At 38.1% G+C, this 13,011-nt stretch carries 10 protein-coding genes; 8 read left to right on the top strand and 2 right to left on the bottom strand.

Going from position 1 to position 13,011, the window contains the following annotated elements; all coding sequences use genetic code 11:
- Positions 1-11: 11 nt before the first annotated feature.
- Together purN and purM are read right to left on the bottom strand one after the other, a co-directional pair.
- Positions 12-641, bottom strand: a complete 630-nt coding sequence (purN, locus tag AC1M9P_RS00485) for a phosphoribosylglycinamide formyltransferase (protein ID WP_092766790.1) — start codon at positions 639-641, stop codon at positions 12-14.
- An 18-nt stretch (positions 642-659) separates the two neighbouring features.
- A complete protein-coding gene (gene purM / locus AC1M9P_RS00480) occupies positions 660-1,730 on the bottom strand; it encodes a phosphoribosylformylglycinamidine cyclo-ligase (RefSeq protein ID WP_481586445.1) in 1,071 nt (356 codons plus the stop codon).
- Between the two features lie 135 nt (positions 1,731-1,865).
- Here purM and cxpE point away from each other — a divergent pair, with 135 nt between their 5' ends.
- The 8 genes from cxpE (at position 1,866) to ahpF (ending at position 12,930) form a co-directional block, all read left to right on the top strand.
- Positions 1,866-3,089, top strand: coding sequence for a chloramphenicol efflux transporter CxpE (gene cxpE / locus AC1M9P_RS00475; protein WP_481586444.1), 1,224 nt, complete (start codon positions 1,866-1,868; stop codon positions 3,087-3,089).
- A 15-nt stretch (positions 3,090-3,104) separates the two neighbouring features.
- Complete coding sequence (gene hda, locus AC1M9P_RS00470; protein WP_035266869.1) at positions 3,105-3,812, top strand: DnaA regulatory inactivator Hda; 708 nt, start codon at positions 3,105-3,107, stop codon at positions 3,810-3,812.
- A 179-nt stretch (positions 3,813-3,991) separates the two neighbouring features.
- Positions 3,992-5,782, top strand: coding sequence for a rhombotarget A (gene rbtA, locus AC1M9P_RS00465; protein WP_481586443.1), 1,791 nt, complete (start codon positions 3,992-3,994; stop codon positions 5,780-5,782).
- Between the two features lie 12 nt (positions 5,783-5,794).
- Complete coding sequence (locus AC1M9P_RS00460; protein ID WP_481586442.1) at positions 5,795-8,206, top strand: CSLREA domain-containing protein; 2,412 nt, start codon at positions 5,795-5,797, stop codon at positions 8,204-8,206.
- 127 nt (positions 8,207-8,333) lie between these two features.
- On the top strand, positions 8,334-9,116 hold the full coding sequence (locus tag AC1M9P_RS00455) for a tellurium resistance protein (protein ID WP_481586441.1): 783 nt from the start codon (positions 8,334-8,336) through the stop codon (positions 9,114-9,116).
- 8 nt (positions 9,117-9,124) lie between these two features.
- Entirely contained in the window at positions 9,125-10,255 is a 1,131-nt protein-coding gene (locus tag AC1M9P_RS00450) for a toxic anion resistance protein (protein ID WP_481586440.1), read from the top strand.
- 17 nt (positions 10,256-10,272) lie between these two features.
- Positions 10,273-11,193 (top strand): hypothetical protein, encoded by a 921-nt coding sequence (locus tag AC1M9P_RS00445; protein ID WP_481586439.1) that lies wholly within the window; start codon positions 10,273-10,275, stop codon positions 11,191-11,193.
- 171 nt (positions 11,194-11,364) lie between these two features.
- Entirely contained in the window at positions 11,365-12,930 is a 1,566-nt protein-coding gene (gene ahpF / locus AC1M9P_RS00440; protein ID WP_481586438.1) for an alkyl hydroperoxide reductase subunit F, read from the top strand.
- Positions 12,931-13,011 lie beyond the last annotated feature (81 nt).

Here is a 13,011-nt window from a genome sequence, read left to right as displayed (position 1 = left end):
CGTTTTTTAAATCAAATATGACAGAACTGTATTGGATCTTTCAAAATTTGATTTTTATAGTGCACGCCTTCGGATGTGACTTGAATGGTTTGATTACAAATCCATTCTACAACTTGAGGATAAATTAAATGTTCAAGTTGATGTACACGATCTGCTAAAGATGCAACATTATCATGGTGAGAAACTTTGAGTACGCCTTGAGCAAGTGCTTGACCTGCATCTAGTTCTGCAGTGACATAATGTACTGTGCAACCATGCCATAGATCACCAGTATTTAATACACGTTGATGTGTATGCATTCCTTTGTAATTTGGCAGTAGAGAAGGGTGGATATTGATCATTTTACCCTCCCATGCTTTAACGAACTTAGCACTTAAAATACGCATAAAGCCCGCTAAAACTACAAGATCAGCTTCCCAGTCGAGCAGTTGCTGATGCATAACATCATCAAACGTTTCACGGTCTGGGAAGTTTTTGTGTTCAATCACTGCAGTTGCAATGTTGGCATGAGTAGCACGCTCAAGTGCGTAAGCATCAGGTTTATTCGAGATCACACCGACAATTTGACCTGAAAGGTTTGCATCAATTAATGCTTGTAGGTTTGATCCGTTACCTGATACTAAAACAGCAATTTTAATCATGTTTTAACAATAAACTGATTAAGCGAAGATCACACGAATTTTTTCGTCTGCACCTTCGACAGATTCAGCATTGTCAACAATGTGGCCCATTGTCCATGCTTTTTCACCGAGTTGATTTAAGAATTCAACTGTTTTATCAGCTTCAGCAGCATCAACAACTAGAACCATACCTACGCCACAGTTGAATGTGCGGTACATTTCAAATTGTTCTACACCACCTTCACGTTGAAGAAGTTTGAACAGTTCAGGCCATTCCCAAGAAGATTCGTTTACTACAGCTTGAGCACCATTTGGTAATACGCGAGGTAAGTTACCTGGTAAACCGCCACCTGTGATGTGTGCCATCGCGTGAACATCAACCTGTTTGAGAAGCTCTAGAATTGGTTTAACGTAGATACGAGTTGGCTCCATTGCGACATCAGCAAGTGGACGACCATCAACAATTTGAGTTAAATCAACATTTTTTACATCTAAAATTTTACGAAGAAGAGAGTAGCCATTAGAGTGTGCGCCGCTTGAAGCAACACCAACTAATACATCACCAGCTTTAACTTTAGAGCCATCAATAATTTTACTTTGTTCTACAACACCTACACAGAAACCAGCTAAATCGTAATCTTCACCTTCATACATGCCTGGCATTTCAGCAGTTTCACCACCGACCAATGCACATCCAGCAAGCTCACAACCTTGACCGATACCTGTCACTACATTTGCTGCGACATCAACATTGAGGTGACCAGTTGCGTAGTAATCAAGGAAGAAGAGTGGTTCAGCACCACAGACAAGTAAATCGTTCACACACATTGCAACCAAATCCTGACCAATTGTGTCATGACGGTTTAAATTCAATGCTAAACGTAATTTTGTACCAACACCGTCTGTGCCAGATACGAGAACAGGTTCTTCATAACCTTTAGGAATTTTACAAAGTGCACCGAAGCCACCAAGACCGCCCATTACTTCAGGACGAGTCGTGCGTTTAGCGACAGATTTGATACGATCGACTAACGCGTCGCCCGCCTCAATGTCGACACCTGCATCTTTGTAGCTTAAACCAGTGTTTGGGGTAGAAGTTGAGTTGCTCATATTGAAGTCTCCGCATTCGCGCGGGGATTATAACCTGAATATACGAAACTCTTATGTTATTTATGCACTAAAATGTTATCTTTACTAAAATATTTTCCTTTACATAACGAATAATCTTAAAAAAGGCGAGTTTCTATGGTAGATCGTACCCTACGCCGTGTTTTTATCCTTGCAGGGATAGCTTTATTTCTCTGGATTTTATACTTATTAAAACCGGTCGTAATCCCATTTATTGGTGCATTTTTAATAGCTTATCTTTTCAGTCCATTGGTTGATCGATTGCATAAGATAGGTTTACCTCGTTGGTTGTCTATCAGTTTGGTATTTATTGGTATTGGCGTCGTGATCACATGGGCAATGTGGTATTTGGTTCCATTAATTTGGGAACAGCTAATGTATGCTAAATCCAGTATCCCGAAAGTAGTTCATTGGGTAAATTATAGCTTCTTACCGTGGTTATCAGATACTTTCAATATAGTGCCACTAGAATTAGATGTAGACCAGATTTCAGCAGCTGTTATGGAGTATGTTCAAACCAATTATAGTGCTGACAGTATCCAAGCGATGGCACTCAAATTGGCACAATCTGGTCTGAATTTTATTCAAATTGGTGGGACAATTGTACTGATTCCAATTATTGCATTTTACTTCCTCTTAGATTGGGATCGAATGCTGAATAGTTTACGTCGGCTCATTCCACGCCCTTATGAAGCTTCAACGCTTGAAATCGTAGGTGAATGCCATAGCGTACTAGGCGCATTTGTAAAAGGACAATTCCTCGTGATGATCCTTTTGGGGATTGTTTATGCCGTTGGTTTACAATTGATTGGTCTGGAAGTTGGTTTGATTATTGGCATGATTGCAGGCTTGGCAAGTATCATCCCATATTTAGGATTTGCAGTAGGAATTATTGCTGCCGTGATCGCAACTTTCTTTCAATTTGGTATGGATTGGACTCAACTCCTTTTAGTTGCAGTGGTGTTCATGGTAGGGCAAGCTGTTGAAGGTTATGTGCTTCAGCCATTCTTATTGGGAGATAAAATTGGTCTTTCTCCAGTAGCGGTCGTATTCGCTGTATTGGCTGGTGCACAATTGGCTGGTTTCTTGGGTATGTTGATTGCATTACCTGTTGCAGCTGTAATCGTTGTACTGCTCCGACATGCACGTGACACTTATGAAAGGAGTACAATTTATGGTACGCCAGCTGTTGCCGTAGCTGATCATGGTGGTGGTGAAATTACAATCCAAACCGATCAGGTTGATATTGAGCTTGATCTCAAACCACAATCAATCAATAATCAACAAGATATTGCAACATCTGAAAAAATCGATGTGCAGAAACAAAATAAAGAACCTTAAGGTGACCAAGCATTTATGCGGCAACTGCAACTTGATATAGAACCTCAACTTGATGCACGGATCAGTGATTTTTCCGGCCCAGGTTGGGGACCCGTCATTGATGCAGTTCGCCAACTTCATGCTGGATTAATGAATCGATTTTACCTTTATGGCGGTGCGGGCACAGGTAAGAGTCACTTATTAACTGCGATATGTGACTCATATCTAGATGTTGGGAAATCTGCAATTAAAGTTTCATTGCTAGAATTGCTCGATGCTCCAATTGAGGCGATTACTTCATTGGATCGTTATGATTTGGTCGCTCTAGACGATATTGAAGCGATTAGTGGTGTACCGCATTGGCAAAAGGCGGTATTTCATTTAATAAATAATAATAATGATGGTGGAGGACAACTAGTCTTTTCATCTAGATCTGCGCCAATTGAATTGAAACTTGAATTACCAGATCTTCAGTCGAGATTAACTCAAGCGGTGAGTGTTAAAGTGCCAACAGGTCAATCCTACGCTGACCGCTATGCCTTATTACATTCTGTGTTAGATCGTAAAGGTGTGCATTTTGATCCTTTAATTATTGATTATCTGCTGACCAATGGCCCGATACAGACCAGTACCTTATTACAAACGGTTGATCAATTATCAAAGTTACTACAGGGTGAAAAAGTTAAGCTATCCAACGCAACCCTTAAGCAAATCTACGCGCTCATCGATCAGTATAGTGCTTAAATGCTTTTTAAATGTTATTCAAAACTCAAAATGTAGATTTTATCTGAACTCGGCAATTTTTTACTTAAAAATAATTGAGAATTCTAAAAATTTGTGACAGATTATTCAAAATGGACAAATAGCGCTACATAATTAAAGTTCGCTACTTAAAAAAATAAAGAAAAATTAAGGAGATGGTAATGCTCAGACGGGGCTTAGGTCTTGTATTGTTGTGTGCAACAGGGCATGTATTCAGTGCAGATATTGTGGTTACGACTACTGAAGATATCACCAAAAATGATGATCAATGTTCGTTGCGTGAAGCAATTGAATATATTAATCAGGGTAAACCTGAAGCAGGTCTCAATGGCTGTGGTGGTAAAGATGCCACAGATAATATTATCCTATCTACGAAAGAATATCTCCTAAACGAGCAAGTTCGCATCTCTAAACCGATGGTTTTTAGAACGCAGTATGAAACTACCATTGTCGACGATATTCCTGGTACAAAAAATGCCGTCATAACAATGAAGGGTACTGATAGAATTTTCCATATTGAGCGAATTCGTCCTAAAGCTGATGATGAAATTAGAGATGCTGCAATTGGTGTGGAATTTTACGAAATTACCTTGCAAGGTTGTACGGCATCTGTATGCAAAGACAAAGGTGGATTAATTCTCAATTATGAACGGCTAAAATTTGATAAAAGCCATCTTATCAATGGCAAAGCAAATTTTGGTGGTGCGATTTATAATGTTGAATCATTTATTGAATCCGAAACTAGCAAAATTCGTTCCGCGCGAGTGAATCTAGTTAATTCGTTACTGGAAAACAATCAAGCACAACAAGGTGCTGTTTTGTATAGTGAATTTCCTGATTTTGACATTAGTGCTTCTGTTATTAAAGGTAATAAAACAACAGATTCAGAAGGTTTCGCAATTTATAGCCATAAAGTGTTGAGTGAAGATGAAACTAAGCTGACCAATCTCAATTATGCCAAAGTGACCAATTCAACAATTTTTAATAATAAGGGCTATATTATCAATGTTAAGGATGGTATTGCACTTAATAACAATACGCTGGTCTTTAATGATTTTGGATTGATTTTTAATGCGCCGTTTAAGAAGGCATTGCTTACTAACAATATAATTGCAAAAAATGGCAATCGAGACTGTCGTGTAGAGACTGCAATAGATCAATCAAATTTAAACAATAATTTATATGGTTTTGGTTGTGAGGGCACAGCTTCAGAAAAACTGGGCGAGCGCACATTATTAGCTGGGACTGATGTAGAAGGTGAATGTGATGTTAATTCATCTGGCATTTTATGTCCGTTCAAAGTCTATTCTGGCTATGCTTTAGGATATTTCCGCCCAAGAGTGTTGCCTAGTTATCGACAATTGACAGATTCTCCGATCATTAATCGTGGACCAGATTCAAATGGTACATCATGTGAAACAGTTGATCAGCGTGGCAACGCACGTAAGGATCGTATTTTGTGTGATCGAGGCGCAATCGAACTGATTCAGTCAAGTACGTCTTCAGGTAGATTTGGCAAAGATATATTTTACGGAGAAATTGTTAAGTTAAATATTAATGATTTTCTAGGCGATGGTGAGCTAATACCTGCTAGTCAATGTGATGCCTTAGTCGGACCTCATCCCAAAAAAGAAGAATGGCAAGCGGGCTGTATGATCATCCAACAAAATAATTCTCCAAGTAAAGGTAAAGCTGAACTACTCCAAAATGGGGAGTTTACTTATACGCCTCAAGGGAATTGGCACGGAACTGATGATTTTAAAGTTTTGGTCGTTGTTTCTACACGTCAATTGAATGAGTCAATGAATCCTTATATTGAAATTCCAACTGTCATTAAACAAGACCCCAGAGATACTTATACAAGCGATAAAGTAAAAACTTCTGGTGGGGGACTAGGTCTAATCTCCGTATTAGGTCTGATGACTTTAATCGCGATACGTAGAAAAAAATAATAAGGGAATCGTATGTTGAAAAGTAGAAAAGCTTTTTTGACCTTAGCAGTCCTTTCTGCAATGTCCTTGATGGCTGCTGAAGATACAATAATTCATGTCACTACCTTTGATGATGAAGACGGTACTAATGATGCAAAGTGTTCACTCAGAGAAGCGTTGACGGCTGCTTCGACTAATCGAGCTTATGGAGGTTGTGCTAAAGGTAATACGGATCGAGTACAAACTGACATTATTCAGCTTGAAGCTGGTACCTATAGCTTGAATGCAGAGCTTCAGCCAACTTCTTCAGTGATAATTAGGGGAAAAGAGCCTGTCGATTATTCCAAACCGAATGTCATTTCAAATAGTTATCCTGCGCAAACTAAAATTCAAACTATAATTAATGGTCAAAATACACATCGCATTTTCAATACGACCAATCTAAATCGACCAAGTTTGAGTTTAAGAAATATAGAGCTGAGAAATGGTAAATCATCTACCAACGGTGGCGCTTTGCTATTGGGCGGCGAGACTGATTTATATAATGTAAATATCACTAGCTCTTCTGCATTAAGAGGTGGAGCGATATTTTTGAATGACAGTGATAGCTCTTTAAGTTATTCGGTCGGTTGGGTGAGTGGTAATACAGCTCAGCAAGGCGCTGTTATAGCGATGTCTTGTTTGGATAATCTTGTGTTCACACGCCGTAAGATTGATTTATCCCGTATGTCTATTACCGAAAATGGAAATACAGCTTCAAACAGTTTATTCTCATTTTGTGGTGAACCTACAGCTCAATTGCAAGCAAATACAATCTCTTCCAATGTATTAAATACTACACAAGGTCAAATTTTTCAATTTAGTGATCGTTTAACAGATGGGGGTCAAATAAATTTGAGTCCCAATTCTATTTTGAAGCTCGATAGTAATACGATTATCGCGAATACCGCGCGATCTGTGCTTTGGTATGGAAATACAGGTGCAAAAGCCTTAAATCATAATGTGATAGGTTTTAATCAGGCTAAAGCCTGTATATATAGTCACGGTGATGTGAGCCAAGTTGAGTCAGCAGGTATTGAATTATTGGCAAATGCTATTCCACTGAGTAATCCATCTATAGACTGTGATCTACCAGCAAAAGCGTCAGAAAATGCTCAAAAAAATAGTCTTGATGTTAGTCAATTGAGTATCAATGATCTGTTTTCAACATCGTTACCGGTTAATGATGAGAATACTAACTTTCATCCTGTCTTTTTTCCGAAGATTAATTCTAGTGGTACAGATTTAGTTGATTTTGGTACTGATGGTTGTTCGCTGCTTGATCAACGAGGTATTAATCGGATTGGATTGGACTCGCTCAACAGTTTAGATGCGACTCCCAATACTTGCGATATTGGTGCGATAGAAACCTTAAAGTTGACTGTTTCCAATTTAAGTAAAGCAAATGAATCATTGGTTCAAATAAAGAAATCAACTGAGAATAGAATTAAAGCATTCGAAGATGCTATTGCCGATCCTGAAACCAAAGAAGAAGTGATTGATTATTATAATAAGGAGCTCACTGAACAAAAAGCATTTTTGAATGAGTTAAATAATCTTAATCAATATCGTCCAATTTTGTTCGATCCATTTAAATTGAATTTACCAGATGAATTTGTTTCTCCTGATGGTAAGGTGCGAAAAATTGAGCATCTTAATGTTGATAATTATGATGTCAAAGTTGAGGTTGTGGGAGTTGGGAAATTAGATATCGATAAAACATTCTTAGGTAAGTTTGATGATCGGTTGAAATGTGAGTGGAAACCGCAGCTTAAGCAGATAGTCATGTATAGAACAGATGGTCGCATAACACCGAGTGGAGACTCTGAATTCTGTACATATACGCTTACTTCAAAAAGCGACAGTAAAAAAACATCAAGTGCATATTTAATTGGTAATTTTATCAATATCGTGCCAACTGTTCCTGAACGTGTGGAATATACAATCAATCCAAAAAAATCGACTCAAATCAGTGTAAATTTACTGGCTGAAGCGAGTGATGCTGGTGATGGCAACAGAAATGCAATCAATCCTCCAAATAAAAAGGAGTTTTACCATAATGCTAATGGGGATGAGGTATCAATTTATTTTGCAAGAGTACCGAATCCCGTTTCAATTATCGCGGATCGGGTAGAGCCATGTGCTAATGACCGTTTTAAAAAGTGTTATGGTGGAAACATTCGAGTTCAGTTGAACAATAATTTGGATGTCTTTTCCTATGATCTTAAGTACTCAGTATTGGACGCAGACGGCGCTTCATCAGGTGAGGGAACATTAGCTGTTCTAAATACGGAAACAGGGCCTGGAAGTTCTCGTACGAGTGGAGGGGGTAGCCTAGGTGGGTTCGGGCTTTTAGGACTCATTGGTTTGAGTTGGCTTAGAATGAGAAAATCTAAATCGCATTAATCAAAAGCCAGCATTTGCTGGCTTTTTTTGTATTTGATTTTGTGTAATATTTTGCAAAAAATTAGTATATTTTGAACAGTTTATTGCTACATTTATGGATTGCTGATTACTTGCTTAAATTACGCTAATGTCATCTTTTAATGAGCTTATACCCTTAAATCAAATTGAAGTTAATCCTTCGGATTTACTCTCAATTAAGAGGCATGATCTTGTTCCTTTATTGACTGATTCGTCTAAACTTAATTTATATGCTGAACATATTGTGCAGGCACAGAATGCTTTATTGGTCGGAATAGACCCGACTTTAAATAAAAAATTAAGCGAAACAATTTCAGATATTATTCAAAAATTGAATCAATCCAAAAAGAAATTAAAACAAAAAAAATTTAATGCTCTCCAAAAGTGGTTAGGTCTGGATTTAGAGTTCGGTGCGAGTCAAATTTCTTATATTCGTGATTTAGATAGACTCATTCTAGATGCTGATCAGCTGTCCCAACGTATTCACATTGAAATCCAAAAGTCTAGTTCTCGATTTCAGCAAGCAGTTGGTTTAAGAGAGCAAATGGCGCGCTACATTCAAGCAGCAAGACAATTTTTAACAGAATACACAGATTTTTCTCATCATCGCCATCCACTCGATAACTTTGAGGAGCGATTGGCTAAAAAAATACAAACATTAGAGTCGGTACAAGCAAACAATGATATTTCTCTCATGCAAATGCAATTGACTCAACAACTTTCATTAACTCTGACAGATCGTTTTCGTGAAGCGCAGCAAGTATTAATCCCAGCTTGGCAATATCATCTTGAGCAAACTCAAATTAAAAATGGCGCAGTCGATATTGAAAAGTTAGATCAAAGTCGCGAACAACTGATTCGATCTCTAAAAAAATCATTAATTAAAGAATAAGGTGTGTTATGTCTGATTTACCAATTCAAAAGAAAAATGAATCGTTAAGCTTAATTTCTACTGAGGAAAAGTTTTCCAAGTTAGATTTAAAAGAAATTGGGTTGACGACGTCAGACCTTGTAGCAGTCGAATCAGTTCACCAAGAACTAGCTGATATGAATCATGCAACGGTTGCTGAATATGGGAAAAACATTGCGACTAGAACGGCGACTTATACGGATGAACTGCTGGATTTAGTCAAAAATAAAGATTTGGATGCAACAGGTCAAAAGTTAAATGAAGTTGTTACAGTGGCTCAACAGCTCAATACAAACAGTATTTTAAGCCCTGCTAAAAGTTCAGGCTTCTTGGGCAGTATCTTAAATCGATTTAAAGGTGCGAAGCAGAGCTTTGATCAAAAGTTCAATTCCACTAAAGAACAAATAGATGCTTTAGTTAAAGAAATCGAAACCTCTCAACAAGGTTTAAAAGACCGTGTAAATACATTGGATCGTATGTTTGATGGTGTGCAGGATGAATATAAACAATTAGGGGTTTATATTGCTGCAGGGAAAATTAAACAACAAGAAGTTCAAGAGCAAATAGCTGAATTGAGTACGCTAGAACAAGATGCGCAAACCAATCAAAAAATCTACGACTTAAATCACTTAGCAAACAATTTGGAAAAAAGAGTGAGTGATTTACAGGTATTGCAACAATCTGCGATGCAAACATTACCGATGATTCGAATTATTCAATCAAATAATTCAATGTTGGTGGATAAGTTTTATGCGATAAAAAATATCACGCTTCCTGCTTGGAAAAATCAAATTAGTTTGGCGATTTCATTACAGGAACAAAAAAATAGCGTCCAATTGGCCAATACTATTGATGATGCGACGAATGAATTGCTTAAACGAAATGCAGATTTATTACACCAGAATTCAGTCGATACTGCTCGAGCAAATCAACGCTCAGTGATTGACATTGAAACACTTGAACATGTTCAAAATACCCTCATTAAAACAGTGAATGATGTTATTAGTATTCAGAAAGAAGGGATGCAAAAACGTGAAGAGGCATCAATTCGTATTAAGGCTTTGCAAGGAAATCTTCAACAACTTGTTTTGGATTCGAGTCAAAATCAGCCAAAACACTAATTTCTTGAGGTTTAAATTTGAATAAAACCAATGAATATCTTGTGGCGCAGACTGAGATTCAAAAAAGATTGCCTGAATTGTACAAGCGAAATCGCATACTTAATTTATGGGGATTTCTAAGTAGCAGCGTACTCATTATTTCAGTTGTGTCGCTTTTTGTTCATCAGGACATGATTTATGGTTTTATGGGTATGAGTGAAACTGTTCAGCAGCTTCATTTGCCACATACTTTAGATGAAGTCGTAAACGTGTACCAACATCAGCCTGACTATTTTTTTAATTTAATATCTTGGTTGGGCTGGTTCATTCTAAAAGTATTTAGCTCAGTCATTGGTGCTTTTTTTATCGTTCATTTTTTAAAGAAAATACGTTTTTTCTATGTGCGCTTTCAATCATTTGTACTTAAGTTTGTTGGTTGGTTAATTGCTGTCTTTTTAATTTGGTCAGGTTTGACCTATGTTCAATATGACTTGAATGATGAGTCGTTGGAACAACAATATCAATTAAGTCATTATGATAAATCGATTCATGAAAGTCAGATTGCTGTCATCATGACTGAACAACAGGTCAATCCAATTATACAAGCCTACGTCCTTGCGCAAGTGGCTTTGATTCACAAACCTGAAGATACCAAGCTAGCAACTACATATTTAGCTCGACTTGCCCAAGCTGAAAGAAATGAAAAACAGTTTGTCGAATATGGTTTTAATGCAGAGCAGTTATGGTCAATGCAGCAACAAGTTTATGGTCAATCTATTACTCCTTGGGCAAAAGCGATAGATCCTCGGGCAAATCAGGCACGACAAATCTCAGAAGTCGTCAAGATGATGTTCATGCTGCTCTCAGCTATCATGTTATTGGCAATGTTTATTTTCTTTGGATTAGCTCGTAGTTTTAAAAGCAGAATTCAAACGATCACTCAACGTTTGGAGATATAGTTAAAGTTTGTACTGTTACGATCATCATAAAAGAATCATTCATTTTTAAATGGATGATTTTTTAATTCAATTTTTCGATAGTCTTTATGTAAACTAACTGTTTTACCTATTTTTGTATTTCTTCTAATATAGCTTTATCAAACAAATATTACTCCTTTGGAGACGTTAGCAATGTTAGATCAAAATACTTCAGCTCAATTAAAAACGCTTTTAGAACGCCTAGAAGGTCCAATCGAATTGGTTGCGACTTTAAATGATTCAGACAAATCTGCAAAAATCAAAGAACTTGTGGAAGAAGTGGTGGCACTTTCTCCATTCGTCACAGCTCGTTTTGATGGTCAAAATAAACGTGCGCCAAGCTTTGGTATTGCAAAAGCAGGTGAAGAACCGCGTGTCTTCTTCGCAGGTTTACCAATGGGTCATGAGTTTACTTCTTTGATTTTGGCATTGCTACAAACTTCTGGTTATGCACCAAAAGTATCTGATGAAGTATTAGCATCCATCAAAGCATTAGAAATCAAATCTGACTTTGACGTATTCGTATCTTTAAGCTGTCATAACTGTCCAGATGTGGTTCAAGCACTTAACTTGATCGCAATCTACAACCCTGGCACAACAGCAACCATGATTGATGGTGCATTCTTCCAAGACGAAGTTGAAGAACGCAAAATCATGGCTGTTCCAATGGTGTTCCAAGACAACGAACATATCGGTCAAGGTCGTATGACATTGGAAGAGATTGTTGCGAAGCTCGATACTAACTCTGCAGCGAAAGATGCTGAAAAGCTCAATGCCAAAGATGCATTTGACGTGCTTGTGATCGGTGGTGGTCCTGCAGGTAACACATCTGCAATCTATGCCGCTCGTAAAGGTATCCGTACGGGGATCGTTGCTGAGCGCATGGGTGGTCAGGTCATGGACACGATGGACATTGAAAACTTTACATCAGTGCAAAAGACGCAAGGTCCTAAGTTTGCGGCTGAAATGGAAGCACATGTTCGTGAATACGGTGTCGACATCATGAACTTACAACGTGTGTCTGACATCAAAGGTGCGGATGAAACTGCCAACGGTTTAGTTGAAGTAACTTTAGAGAATGGTGCAAAACTTGAATCGAAAACGGTCATCTTGTCTACAGGTGCACGTTGGAGAGAAATGAATGTACCGGGTGAGCAAGAATACAAAACCCGTGGTGTTGCGTACTGCCCACACTGTGATGGTCCATTGTTCAAAGGGAAACGTGTGGCTGTGATCGGTGGTGGTAACTCTGGTGTTGAAGCTGCGATTGACCTTGCAGGTATTGTTGAGCATGTCACTTTGGTTGAGTTTGATACCAAACTGCGTGCTGACCAAGTCCTTCAAGATAAATTGAACAGCTTACCTAACACGACTGTCATCAAAAATGCGTTGTCTACAGAAGTGGTGGGTGATGGTTTACAAGTGACTGCACTGAAATATAAAGACCGTGCAACTGATGAAGAGCATACTGTTGAATTGGCGGGGATCTTCGTACAAATCGGTTTGTTACCAAACACGGATTTCTTAAAAGAAACAGCAGTTGAATTAACCAACCGTGGTGAGATTGTGATTAACGATCGCAACGAAACCAATGTAAAAGGTGTATTTGCTGCGGGTGACTGCACAACAGTACCTTATAAACAAATCATCATTGCCACTGGTGAAGGCGCGAAAGCATCACTGTCAGCATTTGATTACATCATTCGTTCTGGTCAGTAGTTCAATCATATTCTTTAAATAAGAAGTTCTTAGTTTTGTAGTTTACAGAGGTTGAAGATGCTAACACTTCAGCCTCTTTTT

This window comes from Acinetobacter sp. 25-47-122 (assembly GCF_056779695.1).
The sequence above is the reverse complement of the archived record's forward strand: the minus strand, read 5'-3'. Positions and strand labels throughout refer to the sequence as shown.

What these genes read in the sequence shown, in the direction of transcription:
- ahpF (WP_481586438.1), top strand. Translation starts at nt 11,365, where the DNA reads ATGTTAGATCAAAATACTTCAGCTCAATTAAAAACGCTTTTAGAACGC.
- purN (WP_092766790.1), bottom strand. Translation starts at nt 641, where the DNA reads ATGATTAAAATTGCTGTTTTAGTATCAGGTAACGGATCAAACCTACAA.
- purM (WP_481586445.1), bottom strand. Translation starts at nt 1,730, where the DNA reads ATGAGCAACTCAACTTCTACCCCAAACACTGGTTTAAGCTACAAAGAT.
- AC1M9P_RS00460 (WP_481586442.1), top strand. Translation starts at nt 5,795, where the DNA reads ATGTTGAAAAGTAGAAAAGCTTTTTTGACCTTAGCAGTCCTTTCTGCA.
- AC1M9P_RS00455 (WP_481586441.1), top strand. Translation starts at nt 8,334, where the DNA reads ATGTCATCTTTTAATGAGCTTATACCCTTAAATCAAATTGAAGTTAAT.
- hda (WP_035266869.1), top strand. Translation starts at nt 3,105, where the DNA reads ATGCGGCAACTGCAACTTGATATAGAACCTCAACTTGATGCACGGATC.
- cxpE (WP_481586444.1), top strand. Translation starts at nt 1,866, where the DNA reads ATGGTAGATCGTACCCTACGCCGTGTTTTTATCCTTGCAGGGATAGCT.
- rbtA (WP_481586443.1), top strand. Translation starts at nt 3,992, where the DNA reads ATGCTCAGACGGGGCTTAGGTCTTGTATTGTTGTGTGCAACAGGGCAT.
- AC1M9P_RS00450 (WP_481586440.1), top strand. Translation starts at nt 9,125, where the DNA reads ATGTCTGATTTACCAATTCAAAAGAAAAATGAATCGTTAAGCTTAATT.